The sequence below is a fragment of the Pseudomonas sp. OV226 genome, assembly GCF_003148705.1.
Classification (GTDB): Bacteria; Pseudomonadota; Gammaproteobacteria; order Pseudomonadales; family Pseudomonadaceae; genus Aquipseudomonas.
Genome location: NZ_QGGS01000016.1, coordinates 94341 through 113514, shown reverse-complemented (window position 1 = coordinate 113514; position 19174 = coordinate 94341). Strand labels below are relative to the sequence as shown.

The following is a 19174-nucleotide window of genomic DNA, read 5'->3' as shown; positions in this document are numbered from 1 at the left end:
GCGCATGACCCACAACAAAAAGACCGGAGCGTTCAAGCTCAAAGCCCTTTGCTTCGCGCTGCTGGGCAGCCTGGCCATTTGCAGTCAGATGAGCGTGGCAGCGACGGCTGAAGACGCGGCGAAACTCTCGAAAAGCCTGACGCCTTTCGGTGCTGAACGTGCCGGCAACGCTGACGGTTCCATTCCCGCCTGGGACGGTGGTTACACCAAGGTCGATCCCTCCTACAAGGAAGGCGGAAAACGCTCGGATCCGTTTGTCGCGGACAAACCGTTGTTCAGCATCACCTCGAAAAATCTCGCGCAATACGCCGGCAAGCTCAGCGATGGCACCAAGGAAATGTTCAAGCGTTTCCCGGACACCTACCGCATCGATGTTTACCCGACCCGGCGCACGGCCGCCGCACCGCAGTGGGTGTATGACAACACCCTGAAAAACGCTACCCGCGCCAAACTGGTCGACAGCAGCGCCGGTCCCGTACCGCAAGGCGCGTTTGGCGGCATCCCGTTCCCGGTGCCAAGCAATGGCGCCGAAGCCATGTGGAACCACGTACTGAACTGGCGCGGCACCTCGGTGGCGATGCACTTTCGTCACTACCTGATGACCGCCGATGGCAAACAGGTGATGACCACCGATGGCAAGGCCATTCAGGAAATGCCGTATTACTACCAGGAAGGGTCGCCGGAGACGTTTGCCGGTGATTACTGGCTGTTCCGTCTGCTCAACGTCGGGCCACCGTTGCGCGCCGGCGAGCAGATCATGGGCCGCACCAACATCAATGGCGACCTGTCCCAGGCGCACGTTTACCTGACCGGTCAACGCCGGGTACGCAAGCTGCCGAATGCCTGCTGCGATACCCCGACACCCGCCACTGCCGGCGTGATGTCGTTCGACGAGTTGAGCGTATTCCAGGGCCGCATGGACCGCTTCGACTGGAAACTGGTGGGCAAGCAGGAGATGTACATCCCCTACAACACCAACAAGGTGCAAACCGCCAGCAAACCTGAGGACCTGTTCCTCGCACACCACATGAACCCCGATTACGTGCGTTGGGAACTGCACCGGGTCTGGGTCGTGGAGGCGGACTTGGCGCCGGGCAAACGTCACCAGTTGCCGAAGGGCCGTTACTACCTCGATGAAGACACCTGGCAAGCGATGCTGGGCGACCGCTGGGACGCCAACGGCCAACTGGCCAAGACCCTGTGGTCGTTGCCGGCAGTCATGCCGGACCTGCCGGCTCAAGCGCAATTGTCCTCGGGCTTTTATGACCTGACCTCAGGTGCCTGGTTTATCCAGAACGTCTACACCGGTTTGCCAGAGCAGTACGGCTTGGTGGATCGCTACAAGGCTTCGGAGTTTTCGCCTGCAGCGATGGCGGGTGCCGGGGTTCGTTGAGTCAGACCGGATCGTGGTTTGCGGAGCGCGATCCGGTTTTTACGGGTTTTTCGAGGTCGGTAATGAACAGAATCTGTCAGGTGGTTGGTCGGCTGATGTGGCTTATGGCATTGCCTCTGGCGATGCCGTTGAGCCTGGCGCAGGCCGCAGCGGTGGGCGAAGTACTGAACACCCCGGCGATGCTGGTGCCGCAAGCAACCTCCTCGGTGCTGTTGGATCTGACCCGGGCGGGGAAGCGACTGGTAGCGGTGGGGGAGCGGGGCATCGTGCTGCTTTCCGATGACAACGGCGCAAGCTGGCGTCAGGTCGCCGTGCCGGTTTCGGTCAGCCTTACGGCGGTGCAGTTCGTCAACGCCAGCACGGGCTGGGCCGTGGGGCATGGCGGTGCAGTATTGGCCACTCGCGACGGGGGCGAACACTGGGTCGTGCAACTGGATGGCTTGCGTGCGGCGCAACTTGAGCTGGCCGCTGCCAGGGAGCAATTGCCTGCCGCCAACGACCAGGATGCAGCCGCCGCACGTGTGCAAACAGCTGAACGCTATGTCGGGGAGGGCGCTGACAAGCCGTTTCTTGCCCTGCAGTTCGTGGATGACCAACACGGCGTGATTGTCGGGGCGTACGGCTTGGCCTTTCACACCGACGATGGCGGCACCACCTGGCATTCGATCATGGGGCAAGTCGACAACCCGATGGGCGCGCACTTGTCCGCTATCGCTCAACAGGGAGAACACTGGTTTTTGGCCGGCGAGCAGGGTTACCTCGCGCGCTCGGACGATGCCGGCAAGTCATTCACTCAGCTGGAAAGCCCCTACGCGGGCAGCTTTTTCACCCTGCAATTGCGCGATGACGGCACCTTGTTGGTGGCCGGCCTGAAGGGCAATGCGTTTTCCTCCCGCGACCTGGGCGAGAGCTTCCAGCCAGCGCCCGTGTCGATGCCGGTGTCGTTCAGCGATGCAATCCGCACCGATGATGGCCAGTTGTTGCTGGTCAATCAAACCGGCGCCTTGTTCCGCACTAACAGCCAGCCCGGTGCACTGCTCCAACCTTATGGCAAACCGCTCGGCAAGCCCGTTTCCAGTGTTGTTCAGGCCGCCGATGGCAGCCTGGTGCTGGCGGGTTTCACTGGGTTGACGCGCCTTTCGCCGTCAATCGTTACCGCTTCGGAGTGAGGTTATGAAGTCTTTCGACAACGCCACGCAAAGCCTGGCGAATTTCGATCCACGCTCCGGTTCGGTGGTGGAACGCACGCTGTTCAATCACCGCCTGTGGGTGCTGCTGGTGTGTGTGCTGACAACCCTGGTATTGGGTTACCAAGCCACCCGCATTGAACTCAATGCCAGCTTCGAAAAGATGATCCCCACACAACAGCCGTACATTGCCAACTACCTTGAGCACCAGAAACAGCTCACCGGTCTAGGCAATGCCCTGCGCATTGTGGTGGCCAACCGGCAAGGCAGCATCTACGACGCCGAGTACCTGAAAACCCTGCAGGCCATGAGCGACCAACTCTACCTGCTGCCGGGTGTCGACCGGGCTTACATGAAGTCGTTATGGACACCTGCCACCCGTTGGGTCGCGGTGACCGAAGACGGCCTTGATGGCGGTCCGGTGATACCGGATGACTACAGCGGCACCGCAGCCAACCTCGATGCGTTGCGCCGCAATGTGCAACGCTCAAATGAACTCGGTCAGCTGGTGGCGTTCGACCAGACCTCCAGCATTATTTACGTGCCGTTATTGGCAACCACCTCTGACGGCAAGGTACTTGATTACGCGGTCCTGTCCGAACAGCTGGAGACGCTGCGCAGCACCCATCAAAGCGCAAAAATCGACATTCACATCACCGGCTTCGCGAAAAAAGTCGGCGACCTGATTGCCGGTCTGAAACAGATTCTGCTGTTCTTTGCCGTCGCGATCCTGATCACCACCGCCGTGCTGTTTTGGTACACCCGTTGCCTGCGCAGCACCGTGCTGGTGGTGTTGTGCTCGCTGGTCGCGGTGGTCTGGCAACTCGGTTTGCTGCCCTTGCTGGACTACCAACTGGACCCGTATTCCGTGCTGGTACCGTTTCTGGTGTTTGCGATTGGCATGAGCCACGGGGCGCAGAAGATGAACGGCATCATGCAAGACATCGGTCGTGGCATGCACCGGGTGGTGGCTGCGCGCTTCACCTTTCGGCGTTTGTTCCTCGCCGGGCTGACGGCGTTGCTGTGTGATGCCGTAGGTTTTGCAGTGCTGATGCTGATCAAGATCCAGGTCATTCAAGACCTCGCGGTGATCGCCAGCATTGGCGTCGCGGTGCTGATCTTCACCAACCTGATTCTGCTGCCGGTGTTGCTCTCGTATGTCGGCGTTTCTCCCCGTGCGGCACAACTGAGCCTCAAGAGCGAACAGGCCGAACAATCGGGTCAGGCGCGCCATGGGTTCTGGCGCTTTCTTGATCTGTTCACCCATCGTCGTTGGGCCAGCTTGTGCATCGCCATCAGCCTTGCGTTGGCGGTTGTCGGCTTTCTAGTGGGCCTGCAATTGAAAATCGGCGACCTCGACGTCGGTGCACCGGAGCTGCGTGCGGACTCGCGCTACAACCAGGACGATGCCTTTCTGACCCGTCACTACGGTGCCAGTAGCGACCTGTTTGCGGTGATGGTGAAAACGCCAGCCAGCAGTTGTGCGCGCTACGACATCCTCGCCAAGGTCGATGCCCTGGACTGGCAGTTGCGCGCTTTGCCGGGTGTGGATTCGACCAACTCACTGGCGTTGCTGAACCGTCGCATGCTGGTCGGCCTCAGTGAAGGCAACCCGAAGTGGTACGAGCTACAGAACAACCAGGCGATGCTCAACATGATCACCGCCAGTGCGCCGCGTGGTTTGTACAACGAAGACTGCAGTCTGTTGACCCTGTACGCCTACCTCACCGACCACAAGGCCGAGACGCTGACCCGCTTGGTCGACCACGTGGAAAAATTTGCCGCCGAGAACAATACCGACGAGGTGCAGTTCCTTCTGGCCGCCGGTAACGCCGGTATCGAAGCGGCGACCAATATCGTGGTCAAACAAGCCAACCGCGAGATGCTCGTCTGGGTCTACGGCGCGGTGATTGTGCTGTGCCTGATCACCTTCCGTTCCTGGCGCGCGACGCTCTGCGCGGTCATTCCTCTGATGCTGACGTCCATTCTCTGCGAAGCGTTGATGGTCTGGCTGAACATGGGGGTGAAAGTCGCCACGCTGCCCGTCATCGCCTTGGGTGTCGGTATCGGTGTCGACTATGCGTTGTACGTGATGAGCATTCTACTGGGGCATTTGCGCCAGGGGGCGAGCCTGTCCGAAGCGTATTATCGCGCCCTGGTGTCCACCGGCAAAGTGGTGATGCTGACAGGTATCACCCTGGCCATTGGCGTGGCGACCTGGACGTTTTCACCCATCAAGTTCCAGGCCGATATGGGTGTGCTGCTGGCCTTCATGTTCATCTGGAACATGGTCGGTGCCTTGGTGTTGCTGCCGGCATTGGCGTACTTCCTGTTACCTGCACGCGGCGCTCCGGCCGAAGCGGTTGTACCGGGGAGTGCGACCAACGTGGCGGGTTCTGACACGCCAGTTGTTGCGAACGTACACCACCTGCGCATCAAGGATCACTGCCATGGTCGCTAATCCTTTCGTAGAAACCCCCACCCGACAAGCCGGGTTGCCGCAATCGCTGTTGCTGTTGCTGGGAAGCTGTTTGCCTGTGCTTGGCGCCGTATTGCTCGCCCCGGTGTTGCCACGGATGCAGGCGCATTTTGCCGATGTGGCCGGCACCGCCGTGCTGGTCCCCATCGTGCTGACCCTGCCGGCATTGGTGATTGCGGTGCTGGCGCCGTTCGCCGGGCTGATCGCCGACAGGCTGGGGCGCAAACCATTGCTGCTGGCCAGTATGTTGCTGTACGTCCTCTGCGGCGTGCTGCCGCTTTGGCTCGACTCCCTGCAGGGGATCGTGCTCAGCCGTGCGGGTATCGGTTTGGCCGAGGCGGGCATCATGACCTGCTGCACCACGCTGATGGGCGACTATTACAGCGGCGCCAAACGTGAACGTTTGTTCGCCTTGCAGATGGTCGCCACCTCATTGTCCGCTGCGGTTTTTATCGCGCTGGGTGGCTTCCTTGGGCAAAACGACTGGCGTACGCCGTTTGCGTTGTACGCAGTGGGTTTGATTTTCCTGCCGCTGATGGCCTGGCAGTTGTGGGAGCCGCAGGCACGCCCACATCCGGAGCAAGCAACACAGGCGGTGCCGACAGGCAAATTTCCATGGCGCGCGCTCACACCCATGTACGTGCTCGCGCTGTTGGCAGGTTTAAGCCTGTTTATCGTGCCGGTGCAGGTCGGTTATCTCCTCAACCTGCTGCAGGTGGATGCCCCGCAACAAATCGGTATGACCATGGGCGCCAATCAACTGGGCGTGCTCTTCGGTGCACTGAGTTTTCGTTTGTTCAGTGGGATGCGCGGGCAGCACATGCTGCTGATCGCCTATGTACTGGCGGGCATCGGCGGATTGTTGATGTCTGACGCCTTAAGCCATGTGCAAGTCGTGGTCGCTGTGACGATCAACGGCCTGGGCATTGGCTTGATGTTGCCGACGCTGATCACCTGGATCATGGCGCAAGTCAATTTCCATCAACGCGGGCGGGCGGCGGGGTGTTTTACCGCCGCCATCTTCGCCGGCGAATTTATCAGCCCCCTGGTGGTTCTGGGCATGACACAAGGTACCGCCACGGCGCTGCCGCGTGCCTTGGCCATTGTGGGTGGGGTGCAACTGTTAGTGGCGGTGTTGTGTCTGGCCGTGCCCCGACTCGGCGGTCTGTTGGGCGACGCGAACATTGTTGTCGGTGGCACTACCATCGGCGACGGAAATTGAACGAGGATTCTCCATGCAAGCGCTTCCTGAATTCAAACGAGTAGTCACCGGTCACGATCAACAGGGTCAGGCCATCGTCGCCAGCAATGGGCCGACGCCGAACGTGTTTCCGCTGCTGGCCGTGCCGGGCACGGTGTTTCATGAACTGTGGAACAGCAGCACCAGCCCGGCGTTACTCGACAATGCCCGTGATCCCAGCAGCAAACCATTGCAACTCAGCCCCGGACCACAGGGCAGCGTCATTCGTGTGGTGGACATTCCGCCGGACAGCGCTCAGAACCAGGTCAGCGATGAAAACGCCGCAGCAGTATTCGCCGAAATTGGCCAATCCCACGCGGGTACCGGGCTTGGCAGTACTAGGCACAAGTTGATGCACCGCACTGAAACCCTCGACTACGGCATCGTCACCGAGGGTGAAGTGTGGCTGGTGCTGGATGAGGAAGAGGTGCACCTCAAACGCGGCGATGTGGTGGTGCAACGCGGTACCAACCACGCCTGGAGCAACCGCACCGAAGCGATGGCGCGCATGGTGTTCATCCTCCTTGACGGGCGCTTCGCTGACGAGTTGAACCGTGAACAAGGAGCCTCCGCATGAAACTTGCCACTCTGAAAGATGGTAGCCGTGATGGCAGACTCGTGGTGGTTTCGCGGGATTTGGCGTGGGCAGTGGATGCCGGTTCAGTGGCGCCCACCTTGCAACAGGCGATTGAGAACTGGTGCGGCGTGGAACCGCGTTTGCAGGCCTTTGCCAGCAAACTGAATGCGGGCGAAGCGGTGGATGCCTTTGCCTTTGACCCCGCTCAGGCCATGGCGCCATTGCCGCGTGCTTATCAGTGGTGCGACGGCTCGGCATTCCTCAGCCATGGTGCGCTGATGCAGAAAGCGTTCAACCTTGACCCCATTGATGGCGTCGAACACACGCCGCTGATGTACCAGGGGGCCGGCGACGACTTCATTGGCGCCCGCGACGATATCGCGCTGCCAAGCGAAAGCCAGGGCATCGACTTTGAAGGCGAGTTTGTGGTGCTGGTGGATGACGTGCCCATGGGGTGCGCCGCCGAACAGGCGCTGCAACACATCAAGTTGATTTTGCAAATCAATGACGTCAGTTTGCGCGCCCTGGCCCCACGGGAAATGCACACAGGCTTTGGATTTTTGCAGGCCAAACCCTCATCCAGCTTTGCCCCGCTGGCGATCACGCCGGACGAACTGGGTGATGCCTGGCGTGACGGACGTGTGCATTTGCCACTGCAGGTGCACTGGAATGGTCAATGGTTTGGTCATCCTCACGGCGGGCAGATGAACTTCAGTTTTGGCCAGTTGATCGCCCATGCTGCTCTGACCCGCAGGTTGGGCGCGGGCACGCTGATTGGCTCCGGCACGGTCTCCAATGCCGAACGCAGTGTGGGTTCAGCCTGCATCGCCGAGCGTCGAGCGATTGAAATGATCGAGCAGGGTTTCGCGCAAACCGGCTTCATGCGTTTTGGTGACCGCGTGCACATGGATGTTCAGGGTAGCGACGGCCAGTCGTTGTTCGGTGCTATCGATCAACGTGTTGTTCAGGCTCAGGACTGAGGAGCGGCACATGCGAGTATTGATTACCGGTGCCAATGGTTTTGTGGGGCGTGAATTGGTGCGTTGCCTGCTCGCGCGGGGCAGCTTGCGCAGTCGGGTCATCGACTCATTGTTGGTGCTCGATACCGACCTGCAAGGCTTGCCGGAGGACCCGCGTTTGCGCCGTCATTACGGCAGCATTACCGATGTGGCCTTGATGCGCCGGGTGTTGGCCGACGGCATTGATGTGGTGTTCCATCTGGTCAGTATCCCTGGTGGCGCCGCCGAAGAGCAATTCGAACTGGGTTACCAGGTCAACCTGTTGGCCAGCCTGGAATTGCTCAACCAATTGCGCAATAAAGCGTTGCCGCCGGTGCTGGTGTACGCCAGCAGTGTGGCGGTGTACGGCGGCCATTTGCCGGCGAAAATGACCGAGCTGGCCGAGCTGCGTCCGCAATTGTCTTATGGCACGCACAAAGCCATGGTCGAAAGCGCCATTATCGACCTGGGCCGGCGTGGGGAAGTGGACGGCCGCGTGCTACGCCTGCCGGGCATCGTTGCCCGCCCGCGTGAACCCAATGGCTTGCGCTCGGCATTCATGAGCGATTTGTTGCGGGCATTTGCCGAAGGTGAATTCTATTGCTGCCCGGTATCTCCAGAGGCGACGGCATGGTGGATGTCAGCCCGTTGTTGCGTGAACAACCTGATCCACGCTGCAGAACTGGATAGCGGCTTGCATGGGGCGCAACGGGTGTGGCAGTTACCGGTATTGCATTTGTCGATTGCCCAGGTGGTGGACGCATTGGCGGCGAGTTATGGGCAGGAACGTCGCAGCCTGATCAGCTATGTCGCCGACATCCAGCTGGAAGCGCTGTTCGGGCGCATGCCGCCACTGAAAACTCCGCAAGCGCGTGCCGCCGGTTTCAGCCATGACGGCAACGCTGCCACGCTGATCCGCAACGCCCTGAATCCCGCCACCCCACGCCACTTGTCGCTCACTGGAGACACGATTCATGTCGCAGCCAATCAAGCCTAAACGTCGTCTTGTGGACCTCTCGGTCACCCTCGACAACAACCCCTACACGGACCCACCACCGTTGTTGCCGAAAATTGACTACATGGATCACCAGCAAGGTTGGCCGGAGATGGCGGCAATGTTCCCGGGGTTGCAACTCGATCAGATGCCAGGCAATGAATCCTGGGCAGCCGAACGGCTGCACATCACCACCCACAGTGGAACGCACATGGATGCGCCCTGGCATTACGCCTCGACCACTGATGGCGGTCAGCCTGCGTTTGGCATCGACGAGTTGCCGCTGGATTGGTGCCTGCAACCGGGGGTGAAGCTGGACTTTCGGCACATGGCGGACGGGCATGTGGTGACCGCCGATGAGATCGAAGCCGAGCTGGCCCGAATTGGCCATGAATTGCAGCCGCTGGACATTGTGCTGATCAACACCCGTGCCGGCGCAATATTTGGTCAACCGGGTTACCTCGATGCGGGTGTCGGAATTGGCCGTGAAGCCACCTTGTATTTACTGGAGCGCGGTGTGCGTGTTGTGGGCACCGATGCCTGGAGTTGGGACGCACCGTTCAAGTACACCCGCGAGCGTTTTGCCGCTGACGGAGATGCTTCCATTATTTGGGAGGGGCACAAAGCCGGTCGCGATATCGGTTATGGGCAAATGGAAAAGCTCGCCAACCTTGAAACCTTGCCTGCCAGCGGGTTCGTGGTGTCGTGTTTCCCCTACAAGATCAAGCACGCGTCGGCGGGGTTTGTTCGGGCGGTGGCGATATTCGAAGAATAAGCACCGCGCCGGGCACCTATCAAAATCCATGGTCTTCGATTAATCACAATAAGAGAGACAACATGCCTCTATTGCGCATGCCCCTGACGTTATTGTTGGGTGCACTGACACTCAGTAGCAGCCTGGCCATGGCCGCCAAGGCTGATGCGAAGCAACCGAATATCTTGCTGATTGTGGCCGACGACCTGGGTTATTCCGACCTGGGTAGTTTTGGCGGTGAAATCAACACACCTACGCTGGATGAGCTCGCCCATCAAGGCTTGCAGTTCACCAGCATGTACGCTGCACCCACTTGCTCGATAACACGTTCCATGCTGATGTCAGGCACCGACAATCACCTCGCCGGACTCGGCACCATGGCTGAAGCCTTGCAGCCATTCCAGCGGGGTAAGCCGGGGTATGAAGGGTACCTGAATCAACGTTCTTACTCGATTGCCGAGTTGTTGAAAGAGGGAGGTTACAACACCCTTATGGTCGGTAAATGGCACCTGGGGCTGGAAGCGGATCAGGGGCCGGATCAACGCGGGTTTGAGCAGTCTTTTACCCTGTTGGAGGGCGGGGCTGCGCACTTCAAACCTTCGAGCGTTGACCCGGCAAAAATCGAACAGGTGCACTACCGCGAAAACGGTAAAGCGGTGGAGTTGCCGGAGAATTTCTACTCCACGGACTTTTATACCGACAAGCTGATCAGCTACCTGCAGAACAGCCAAAAAGACGGCAAGCCGTTTTTTGCCTACGCCGCTTACACCTCTCCGCACTGGCCCTTGCAGGCACCCAAGGAATACCTGGATAAGTACAAAGGGCGGTTTGATCAGGGATATGACAGCGTTCGTTTGGCGCGTATCGAACGGATGAAAAGTCTTGGCCTTATGGCGAGCGACGCCCAGCCGGCGAATCCGCTCCCGGTGAATCCAAAACTGCCGGGCTGGCAACAGCTGACCCCGGAACAGCAACGTAATGAAGCGCGGAAGATGGAAATCTACGCGGCCATGATCGATAACCTCGACCATAACGTTGGCCGACTGGTGGAATACCTGCGCCAGAGCGGCCAATACGACAATACGTTGATCGTATTTATGTCGGACAACGGCGCGGCAGGAGAAAGCCACACCCAGTTCTATCCGCCAGGCCCGCACACGGATAACAGTTACACCAACCTCGGTCAGGCAGGGTCCCAAATCGATTACGGACTGCGTTGGGCAGAGGTCAGCGCCGCGCCGTTCCATTTGTTCAAAGGCACCACGGCCGAAGGTGGCATCAGCGTACCGGCGATCATCCAACTGCCCAAGGCGTTGCGACGTCAGGGTGTAGAGCGTGATATAGCGCGGGTTGATGACTTGGCGCCAACCTTCCTCGATCTGGCGGGAATCGCTGTGCCGAGCGAGGTGCCAACAGACGAGAGCAAACACCCCATTACAGGTAAATCAATGCGGCCAATGCTCGCCGGAGAAGGTAGCCCGCACAGTCATGACAGTCTGGCCGGTGAACTGTTCGGCAATGCTTATTACCGAGAGGGAAACCTGAAACTGTTGGGCATCCGCCCGCAAACAGGGTTTGGCGGCGACGCGCAGCCACCGCAATGGCAATTATTCGATGTGGCGCAGGACCGCGGCGAAACCACAGACCTGGCTGCCGCTCGACCAGAGACGGTACAGCGGCTCAAGGCAGCATGGTTGAAATATGCCGAGGAGGTAGGTGTGGTGTTTGCAACGCATTAACCTGATTGCATGCGCCGCGAGGCGAAGTCGAACAGAGCGTTGGCAATCGCAAGACTTCGGATCTGCCGGCGGCTTTTCCAGTTCGCCATGATCTGGGCGCCGCAGGGGTCTATGTTCACGACCGCGACGTGGTTGGTTCGGAGCAGTGCCCGGCAGCTTCGTTCGGCCCGGGCGAAGCCGTTGTTTGCTTTGCGCTTGCTCATGACTCCTCCGAGAGCTTCCGCAGCGCCTTGCGCTCAGCCGCGGTGATGGCGGGCCGCCGACGCTTGAGGATGGTGTCGGGATCGATCTTCGCCGAGCGCTCCGCCGGTGGTGGATTGATCTGAGCTGGCTCTGCTCTGGAGAAGCGTCCGCCCGTGGCCAGGTGCTGTTCGACTTGGCTGGAAAGCTCCAGCGCTTTCTCGCGCCGGAACTCGATGTCATATTTCAGATTGCTGATCATGCTGGCCACCTCATTAGTTATCAGGCGCTTATCTTGCCGGTGTAGCCATCCCAGTCAGTGGCCAGTTCTGCGATGACGCCGTTGCCAACTCGGTGATGGTTGCGTCCGGTAAGCAAAGCGGCGCGAGTTGCGGAGCTGATGGCCGCGGTATGAAAAGCGTTGTAGCGCACACCGCTGTCGGCGACTCGACTCAGGGTCGGCGTATGGACTGCGCCGCCGACGGTGTCGGACTGCGCGAAGCCGGCGTCATCAAGCATGATCACCAGAATATTGGGGGCCTCGGCAGGAAGGTGAGATTGAGGCTGACGTTTCTGGTGCTTCGATTCTTGCAGCGTCGGTTTGGCGTCACTGGCCGAAGGCGTCGGCGGGAAGGGCAGCGAGTCTTGTGCGGATGCGACCGAGCTGGCCAACAGTGCGCAGAGTTTCAGGGTGAAACGCCCGGCGGGTTGCAGCTTCTGGGACATGGGTGTCTCCGTTTTTTATTCATTACAACGGCGCAGCCGCCCGCTCGAACACCGGACGGCCGAGAGATTGGAGGGCTGGTCAGACCGCAAAGCTGGTGATGTCTTTGGGCTCGATATCATTGGCTTTGCAGAACGCCAGGTAACGATCCACGCTGGATTTCCAGTTCTCGATGGCAACGACGTTGTTGTTATCGTCGTAATACAGCAGGTCGCCCTGGGTGATGTTCAAGGTGATCAGCTCATCGCCGTATTCAGTCAGCGCGATAGGCGTATGGCTGGAACCTGCGGTTTCGAACACCACGCCGCCCTGTGTCGAGATCCAGTCGTGCTCCAGGTATTTCCAGCCACCCTTGATGGTGTAAACGATGACCGTGCCGGAGTGATAGTGCTTGGGCAGAGCAGACCCGGCCGGGGCCTTGAGCAGGGTGATGGTTTCCCCGCGAACCGGGTCGCATTTGATGTATTTGATGAAGACTTCATCGCTGTAAGGTGCGAACGGAACCCACGGTAGGTCCTCGTCGTTGATGGAGGAGGTGTCGATGTTTTCATAAAACATGCTTGTTGTTCTCTGTTGGACGGTGGAAGGATTTACACGGTGCGTTGAGAGCATCGTGAACAGGCTGTGCTCACACCGCCCCCCTCTTGAGGAGGGGTATCCACCCAATTGCGTTGAATCGCGGCATACGGAGTGCCGTGCAAATAACGTCCAAACATCAATGTATACGGTTTGCGGCCACCTCTGGTCTTTGGGTAATGACAGCGGACGGTCAAGGCCTCTGCGAAACCCTGACGCCCCGGTTCAGCAGCGGCGCGCCAGCGCGGTCCGCTGCAACCGGTCGTTAGGTGCTCAATTGATTTTAACGATCTGGGGCGGACTCCACGTTCCTTTGCCAGGAGGCAGGACGGAAGGGTTTTCCGTCTTCGGCCAATACAGGCGCATCACCATGTAGATCAGATCATTCGGTGCGGGCAGCCAGTTGCTTTCCTTGTCCGCGCCGGGTGAGTCCTTCTGGACGTAGAGCGTCAACGAGCCGTCTGCATTCTTCTTCATGTCGGGTAGCATCGGCGAGTTGATGAGGTAGCGATTGATCGGATTCTTGATCAGCAGTTGCGACTTGCCGTCGTACATCGTCACCGACCAGAAGGCATTGACCGGCGGGAGCTGTTCAGCGGGAAAGGTGATGGTGTAGTTGTGTTTGCTGCCGTCAAGCGGCGTACCATCGGACAGGATCTTGGCCATCGGATAGGTGGCCTCTTCGGCGTCGTTGGCGTAGATGCCCGCTTGTGCGATGGCGGCACGCTTTAGCCAATCACCCTTGTAGAACGCGGCATCACCGCCGGAACTCACGATGTTCCAGCCATTGACCTGCGTGCCGAGATGATTGACTGCATTCTGGACCTTCGTATGCCCAGCCTGCATGCCTTCAACCACGGCGGCCTTTTGCTCGGCGGAGAGATCCTGGAAGTTGAAGTCTTTGCCGGCGCCAATGCCCATACGGGCCAGCTTCGCGCGGATCGCAACTTCATCCGGTGTGGCCGGGGCAAACTGCAAGGCAAAGCCCAGGTACTTGAAGAAGTCGGTCTTCGCCATGGCCTTGTCGAACTTCGGAAAGTTGATCGCCGGCGCGGCAGGCGGCGCGGGCTGCTTGAGATAAGCCGATAACGGCTGAGCCGCATAACCGGACTGGATCTTTTCGACGTTTGGCATGTCCGCCGGTTTGAAGAGCTGGGTGCGAAAGATCACGAAGAGGAGTTGTGTATTGGAACGAAACACCTTCTTGATTCCTGGCGGGGTCACGCCCTTCCAGTCTGGGCCGACCAGCATGTAATCGCCGGCTTCGCTGCCGGTGGTACGGCTGCCGATGTAACCGAAGTTGTTGGTGTTGTTATCGATTAGCTGCACCGAGTAATACCGCGGTTTCTCCACCGTCGGTACCGAGAGTACGATCGGCTCGCTACGCAGGTCCATGAACATCAAGGAATACGGCGTGTCGCTGTTCGGCGAGACGATGGCCGTGTCCTTGTAGCTAAAGACATTGTGCATGCTGTGGATGTGGTTGAACGGCGCCTTGTACTGGCCGGAGTTCTTGTCCACGGCATAGTCGTACATGGTCGCGTAATTCATCACGATGGGCAGACCGTAGATGTAGCCTTCCTCGGCGATGGCTTTCGTTTCGGCGGGAGTGATGTCCGCTGCTTGGGCGAGCGTAAATCCTAAGGATGCGAGCAATACCATCGCGCAGCCAAATGTTCTCGGTAGTGTGGTTATCATGAACCTGAAACTCCATTTTTTTTCATTAGATGATTGAGTCGGCCAGCTAACTACTAATCAGGCGATATTCAATGTCGCGTTTGCTCTCGACTTGATATCTCATAACGCTCCTTGTCTTGCTATAAGTCTTTGTTTTACATGATGTGGGTGGGCGCGAGCGCAACACTGATCGAGGAGAAACACGACGGATAGCAAGCTCAGACTGCTCGGTCAGTATAAGCAGCAAATCAAACAACGCTGCTGACATGACAGCAACGTGTCCTCTGATGCTAAAAATAAATCTTACGGATAGTTTCACTTAGGAAAGAGTAGCGTGTACGCCACCCGAAAGCCCCAGCCGTGCGCACCATCTTCAGGACTGTCCGCCCAGTATCGCGGCCCTACCTGAAGGCTCATGGGCTGCTTGCCGACTTTGAACAATTGCGTCACGAACAGGTTGATCGGCACATTCCACTCCCTGGCTTCCCAGTCGTAAGTGGATTCTGTATTAATGCCAAAACTGGTGTACGACGCTGTGGTATAGACCAGAAAGGGTTGCAGATATGTCTGATTGACCTTCTCCTTGTCATTGGCCGGGTTGTTGTCCAGCGACCAGATGTGGTTCGCCAGAATACCGTTCGTCCAACCGTTGGCCTGCTTCAACGCCACCGCTGTCGGTCCAATCCCCCATTGTTCGCTACTCAGTAGCTCATCACTACCGGTCGGTAACAACAACGCGGGGCCTACACCCCAGATCCAGCCGTCCTCGGTCGGCTTTTTGGGAGAGAAAAAGAAGCTTTGCGAGGTGTCGCCCACTCCGCTTTTATCAGCGATACCCCTCGGTGCCAGCCCATGCTGATCAATGATCGGGAGGATCGTGCGAGAGATCAGATTCCAATCGTCATTAAGTGTGAAGGGTAAAACCGGCTGGATATTGGTGACACTCTGGATTCCATCGCCGGAGGGCCCCATTTTCTGATTCCAGTTGTATTGGATGGGCAAGCTGTACAGCGCCGCGACTGGATTTAATGACTGTTTAGCCAGCTCCGCCTGATCGTCGGCCTGACTGGAAACGGAAATACCGAAAACCAAAGACGATAGCAAAAGTCGTTCAATGTACTTGTTCATGTCGAATTCCCTGGATACCGATCGCCGCGGGCCCCTCGATTATCAACGGGAGCCTGCTAACGACTAGCAGAAGTTACTTGAATACCTCAATCGCAGTGGGTCGTAATTAACTGAAGCGCAGCGAACAGCCCCCCATTCTGTTGTTGACACGTCTTGTTTCATGCTGAGGTTACTTGCGTTACAAGTTTAACTTCTCCAATCAGTCAAGTATTTGTCGGGTCCAGGTAAGAGGGGCGTAAAGTTTACCGTTGCAGTGACTACTACATGAGTAGCCTCTGCCTCTCGCTGGTTATGCCTCTAATGGTCATTTGGCCATTTTGCTTTTTTTGCCGGTGGGAGGTTTTGCAGGAGCGAGCTTGCTCGCGATGGTCGTTAACGAAATCGCGTGTTTACAGAATAAACGCAGCGCTCTTGAGTCCATCACGAGCAAGCTCGCTCCTACAAAATTTGTTAAGAAGGCAGGTACGGTGTTTTACGAATCCGAACAGTCAGCCTTAACTGCCTTGCGACACAACGCGGGCATCATTGCCTGAGCCCTGGATATACACCTTCGAGCCTTTAGTCAGGGACGGATTGATCGGTTGGGTCACCGATACCAGCACGCCACTGTTGACCCGCACGATGATCTGTTGCGCCTCGACCGGTTGGTCATACTTTTTCTTCTCGGCGTAGTTACCGCCAGCAGCACCGGCGAGCGCGCCGGCAACCATGGCGACGTCACGCCCGGTGCCGCCCCCGATCAAGCTGCCAACCGCCAGGCCGCCAAGACCACCGAGTACGGCGCCGACACCACTGTCGTGGCTGGTTTGCATCTGCGTCAGCGATATCTGCTCGATCTTCCCTGAGCGAATTTCGATTTCACCGGCGCCGCCATCGGTTGACCCGACGGCGGAGCAGGCACTTATCAGCACCGTCATCAATGTGACTGACAGCCAGGACAGGATTACTTTCATTGCGGTGCACCTCGTTATTGGTATTTGATTGCAATGCCTTTCAGCTGCGTCCTTGAATCGTTTCTATGTCCCGGCTTCACAGAGGACCTGTGACATAGGCCGCGACGGAAGCGATGAAGAGGAAGACATGTCAGCATCCTCTGCTGGACGTGTATTGAGCCAACGTCTGTTGGCAGTTCAATCAAGGCTTAACTGCGAATGAACGCCCAGAGATCGACGTTCAACTTGTCTATCGCCGCTTTGAAGTCTTGGGCGGTGATCTTCTGGCTCTCGTTTTCCAGCGTTGTACCAAACACCTTGCGTACAATCTTGGCTACCGTCTGGTTGGTTCTCGCATCGATAATCTCGGCCTCGATGAACAAAGTGCTGTCCTGATCACGGTGGCCGGTGGCGGCCTGTGTTGCTCCGACCACGGCGGCGATCGGCACCACTTCGTACCATTTCATCCCTTCGTTTTCGGCATTCACCCCGGTGATCGCCGCACGCATCAGCAGGGTGTTGGAACCCACCGGCGCGGCGCTGGTATTGGAAACCACACGGTATTTCTGACCCAGGGTGCCTTTGACCTTACCGGTCATGTAGTTCTGGATGTCGGTCAGCGTTTGCTGGTTGACCCGCTCATCGGGCTTGGGCGCGGGATAGAGCTCCAGCTTGTTGAACACCACCGTGTCATAGGCATTCGGGTTCCACGACGGACTGACCCAACGCATTGTTGTGCCGCCGCTTGCCGTTTTGACTTCCTGCAAGTTGTTGTAGTTGGACAGGTAGCCCGAGTATTGCTCGGCTTCAGTGACTTTCGATACGCAGCCGGTCAATAACAAACTGCTCAGTGCGGCACCCGTTATCCATTTGTGCGCGAAGTTCATATAACGGTACTCCTTGAGGGATGTGTTCCTGAATGTCTTTTATTCAAGGTCAGACCCTGTGGCCTCAGCCCTTTCGGAACAGGGCCCACTGGATCTCAGCCTGAGCAATCGAACGACTGCTTGCCAACTGCAAGCAGTCGCAAGCGTCGCGTTACTTCGATGCCACCACTGCCGGCGGCTGCCAGTTGCCCGCGCCAGCGGGAAGAATTGAAGGCGGCGTGGTCTTCGGCCAATAGAGGCGCATCACCAGATAGGCCGTATCGTCAGGCGCCGGCAACCAGTTGGACTCCTTGGTCTTGCCCGGCGAATGCTTCTGGATGTACAGCGTCAGTGAACCATCCGCGTTCTTCTTCATCGCCGACAACATCGGCGAATTGATCAGGTAGCGATTGATCGGATTCTTGATCAGCAACTGGCTCTTGCCGTCGTACATGGTCACCGACCAGAAGGCATTTACGGGCGGCAGTTTTCCGGCAGGGAACGTCAGCGTGTAGTTGTGCTTGCCGGTATTCAACGTCTGGCCGTTGCCATCGGTACGCGTAATGGGGTACATCGCCTCGGCAGCGTCATTGCCGTACAGACCCGCCTTCGCGGCGCTAGCCCGCATCAGCCAGTCGCCTTTGTAGAACGCCTGGTCGCCGAAAAACGCGCCGACGCTCCAGCCGTTGATGTTTTTCATGCCGCTCGAGAGGAACTTGTCGACCTGCTCATCGCCGGCCTTCATCCCGAGCAGGACCACGGCCTTGTGCTCGAGCGAGAGGTCCTTGAATTCGAAGCTACGGCCGGGGCCTACGCCGATGCTGGCCAGCTTGGACCGGATCTCCTTGTCGTCTGCCGATGGCGGCACATACTCCAACGCGGCTGACAGGTACTCGAAGAAGTTGGCCTTGATGCCCCCCGTCGTGGCCGGCACGAAAGCAATCTTCGGCGAGGCGGGCGGCGCAGGTTGATGGAGGAAGGCGGACAGCGGCTGGATCTTGTAGCCCACCTGCACCTTCTCGACATTTGGCATGTCGGCCGGATTGAACAACTGGGTCCGGATCAGTGTCAGCGCGAAGGGGGTCGTGGAGCTGAACACTTTCTCGATGCCTGGAGGTGTCACCCCCTTCCAGTCAGGACCTGCAATCAGATAGTTCCCGGGCGCGCTGGCAGTTGCCCGACTCCCAATGTAGCCGTAGTTATAGGTGTTGCCGTCGATCATTTGAACCGCGTAGTAGCGTTTTTTGGAAACGGCCGGCACGGTGATCACGAGCGGCTCGGCGCGCAGGTCGGCCCAGAGGAAGGAGTACGGCGTGTCGCTGTTGGGTGTAATGATGGCCGTGTCAGCCGGTGTCGCGACCTGATGATCGTTGTGCAGTTGGTTGAAGGGCGCCTTGAACTGGCTGGACTTGGAATTCACTGCGAATTCGTTCATCACGGCGTAGTTCATGACCAGCGGCAAGCCGTAGATAAAGCCTTCCTCGGCGATCGCCTTGGTTTGCTCCAGGCTCGGCGCGAGAACGCCCTTGGCCACATCCGCCTTGTCGGCCTGTGTGATCGGATCGAGCTTGCTCGTGCACCCGGTGAAAAGCGTTGAACCTACGACGACCGCCGCAGCCAATGTCCAGCCACTGTGAGACTTCCTGTTCATTTTCACCTCGTTAGTTTTGTACAAACCGGTGTCGTGAGCGTTCATGCCCACGGTTAGATACTAGGCATGACACCTGAAA

Annotated in this window: 17 protein-coding genes and 1 pseudogene; 9 read left to right on the top strand and 9 right to left on the bottom strand. The window is 58.3% G+C overall.

The annotated features are described in order from the left end of the window. Positions 1–4: 4 nt before the first annotated feature. The 9 genes from C7534_RS22360 (at position 5) to C7534_RS22320 (ending at position 11361) form a co-directional block, all read left to right on the top strand. The gene (locus tag C7534_RS22360; protein ID WP_109787068.1) at positions 5–1393 is read left to right on the top strand and encodes a DUF1329 domain-containing protein; all 1389 of its coding nucleotides are present in this window, start codon (positions 5–7) and stop codon (positions 1391–1393) included. A gap of 62 nt (positions 1394–1455) precedes the next feature. After that, on the top strand, positions 1456–2562 hold the full coding sequence (locus C7534_RS22355) for a WD40/YVTN/BNR-like repeat-containing protein (protein WP_109787067.1): 1107 nt from the start codon (positions 1456–1458) through the stop codon (positions 2560–2562). A 4-nt stretch (positions 2563–2566) separates the two neighbouring features. Further along, the gene (locus C7534_RS22350; RefSeq protein ID WP_109787066.1) at positions 2567–5041 is read left to right on the top strand and encodes an efflux RND transporter permease subunit; all 2475 of its coding nucleotides are present in this window, start codon (positions 2567–2569) and stop codon (positions 5039–5041) included. Then, the gene (locus C7534_RS22345) at positions 5031–6281 is read left to right on the top strand and encodes an MFS transporter (protein WP_109787065.1); all 1251 of its coding nucleotides are present in this window, start codon (positions 5031–5033) and stop codon (positions 6279–6281) included. Before C7534_RS22350 ends, C7534_RS22345 begins: the two co-directional genes overlap by 11 nt. 13 nt (positions 6282–6294) lie before the next feature. Next, complete coding sequence (locus C7534_RS22340; RefSeq protein ID WP_109787064.1) at positions 6295–6876, top strand: cupin domain-containing protein; 582 nt, start codon at positions 6295–6297, stop codon at positions 6874–6876. Next, positions 6873–7856 (top strand): fumarylacetoacetate hydrolase family protein, encoded by a 984-nt coding sequence (locus C7534_RS22335; protein WP_109787063.1) that lies wholly within the window; start codon positions 6873–6875, stop codon positions 7854–7856. Before C7534_RS22340 ends, C7534_RS22335 begins: the two co-directional genes overlap by 4 nt. Before the next feature lie 10 nt (positions 7857–7866). Further along, complete coding sequence (locus tag C7534_RS22330; protein WP_109787062.1) at positions 7867–8871, top strand: NAD-dependent epimerase/dehydratase family protein; 1005 nt, start codon at positions 7867–7869, stop codon at positions 8869–8871. Continuing rightward, a complete protein-coding gene (locus tag C7534_RS22325; protein WP_109787061.1) occupies positions 8849–9643 on the top strand; it encodes a cyclase family protein in 795 nt (264 codons plus the stop codon). Before C7534_RS22330 ends, C7534_RS22325 begins: the two co-directional genes overlap by 23 nt. 62 nt (positions 9644–9705) lie before the next feature. Further along, entirely contained in the window at positions 9706–11361 is a 1656-nt protein-coding gene (locus C7534_RS22320; protein ID WP_109787060.1) for an arylsulfatase, read from the top strand. 14 nt (positions 11362–11375) lie between these two features. Here C7534_RS22320 and C7534_RS22315 read toward each other — a convergent pair. The 9 genes and pseudogenes from C7534_RS22315 to C7534_RS22275 form a co-directional block, all read right to left on the bottom strand. Then, positions 11376–11564, bottom strand: a pseudogene (locus C7534_RS22315) (hypothetical protein); the annotation flags it as partial. Next, complete coding sequence (locus C7534_RS22310) at positions 11561–11803, bottom strand: hypothetical protein (protein WP_109787059.1); 243 nt, start codon at positions 11801–11803, stop codon at positions 11561–11563. The gene C7534_RS22310 and the pseudogene C7534_RS22315, both read right to left, overlap by 4 nt. 20 nt (positions 11804–11823) lie before the next feature. After that, complete coding sequence (locus C7534_RS22305; protein ID WP_272482620.1) at positions 11824–12267, bottom strand: sulfatase-like hydrolase/transferase; 444 nt, start codon at positions 12265–12267, stop codon at positions 11824–11826. 79 nt (positions 12268–12346) lie between these two features. After that, complete coding sequence (locus C7534_RS22300) at positions 12347–12823, bottom strand: 2,4'-dihydroxyacetophenone dioxygenase family protein (protein WP_046028178.1); 477 nt, start codon at positions 12821–12823, stop codon at positions 12347–12349. A 291-nt stretch (positions 12824–13114) separates the two neighbouring features. Further along, positions 13115–14503 (bottom strand): DUF1254 domain-containing protein, encoded by a 1389-nt coding sequence (locus C7534_RS22295; protein ID WP_442963226.1) that lies wholly within the window; start codon positions 14501–14503, stop codon positions 13115–13117. A 330-nt stretch (positions 14504–14833) separates the two neighbouring features. After that, entirely contained in the window at positions 14834–15646 is an 813-nt protein-coding gene (locus C7534_RS22290; protein WP_109787057.1) for a hypothetical protein, read from the bottom strand. Between the two features lie 494 nt (positions 15647–16140). Beyond that, complete coding sequence (locus C7534_RS22285) at positions 16141–16599, bottom strand: glycine zipper 2TM domain-containing protein (RefSeq protein ID WP_046028173.1); 459 nt, start codon at positions 16597–16599, stop codon at positions 16141–16143. A gap of 188 nt (positions 16600–16787) precedes the next feature. Then, positions 16788–17465 (bottom strand): DUF3313 domain-containing protein, encoded by a 678-nt coding sequence (locus tag C7534_RS22280; RefSeq protein WP_109787056.1) that lies wholly within the window; start codon positions 17463–17465, stop codon positions 16788–16790. A gap of 151 nt (positions 17466–17616) precedes the next feature. Beyond that, on the bottom strand, positions 17617–19095 hold the full coding sequence (locus C7534_RS22275; protein ID WP_080943011.1) for a DUF1254 domain-containing protein: 1479 nt from the start codon (positions 19093–19095) through the stop codon (positions 17617–17619). Between the last annotated feature and the right edge of the window lie 79 nt (positions 19096–19174).

Bases quoted from the DNA above. Each gene is read 5' to 3' on its own strand.
- C7534_RS22360 (WP_109787068.1), top strand. From the start codon at position 5: ATGACCCACAACAAAAAGACCGGAGCGTTCAAGCTCAAAGCCCTTTGC.
- C7534_RS22355 (WP_109787067.1), top strand. From the start codon at position 1,456: ATGAACAGAATCTGTCAGGTGGTTGGTCGGCTGATGTGGCTTATGGCA.
- C7534_RS22350 (WP_109787066.1), top strand. From the start codon at position 2,567: ATGAAGTCTTTCGACAACGCCACGCAAAGCCTGGCGAATTTCGATCCA.
- C7534_RS22345 (WP_109787065.1), top strand. From the start codon at position 5,031: ATGGTCGCTAATCCTTTCGTAGAAACCCCCACCCGACAAGCCGGGTTG.
- C7534_RS22340 (WP_109787064.1), top strand. From the start codon at position 6,295: ATGCAAGCGCTTCCTGAATTCAAACGAGTAGTCACCGGTCACGATCAA.
- C7534_RS22335 (WP_109787063.1), top strand. From the start codon at position 6,873: ATGAAACTTGCCACTCTGAAAGATGGTAGCCGTGATGGCAGACTCGTG.
- C7534_RS22330 (WP_109787062.1), top strand. From the start codon at position 7,867: ATGCGAGTATTGATTACCGGTGCCAATGGTTTTGTGGGGCGTGAATTG.
- C7534_RS22325 (WP_109787061.1), top strand. From the start codon at position 8,849: ATGTCGCAGCCAATCAAGCCTAAACGTCGTCTTGTGGACCTCTCGGTC.
- C7534_RS22320 (WP_109787060.1), top strand. From the start codon at position 9,706: ATGCCTCTATTGCGCATGCCCCTGACGTTATTGTTGGGTGCACTGACA.
- C7534_RS22310 (WP_109787059.1), bottom strand. From the start codon at position 11,803: ATGATCAGCAATCTGAAATATGACATCGAGTTCCGGCGCGAGAAAGCG.
- C7534_RS22305 (WP_272482620.1), bottom strand. From the start codon at position 12,267: ATGTCCCAGAAGCTGCAACCCGCCGGGCGTTTCACCCTGAAACTCTGC.
- C7534_RS22300 (WP_046028178.1), bottom strand. From the start codon at position 12,823: ATGTTTTATGAAAACATCGACACCTCCTCCATCAACGACGAGGACCTA.
- C7534_RS22295 (WP_442963226.1), bottom strand. From the start codon at position 14,503: ATGGTATTGCTCGCATCCTTAGGATTTACGCTCGCCCAAGCAGCGGAC.
- C7534_RS22290 (WP_109787057.1), bottom strand. From the start codon at position 15,646: ATGAACAAGTACATTGAACGACTTTTGCTATCGTCTTTGGTTTTCGGT.
- C7534_RS22285 (WP_046028173.1), bottom strand. From the start codon at position 16,599: ATGAAAGTAATCCTGTCCTGGCTGTCAGTCACATTGATGACGGTGCTG.
- C7534_RS22280 (WP_109787056.1), bottom strand. From the start codon at position 17,465: ATGAACTTCGCGCACAAATGGATAACGGGTGCCGCACTGAGCAGTTTG.
- C7534_RS22275 (WP_080943011.1), bottom strand. From the start codon at position 19,095: ATGAACAGGAAGTCTCACAGTGGCTGGACATTGGCTGCGGCGGTCGTC.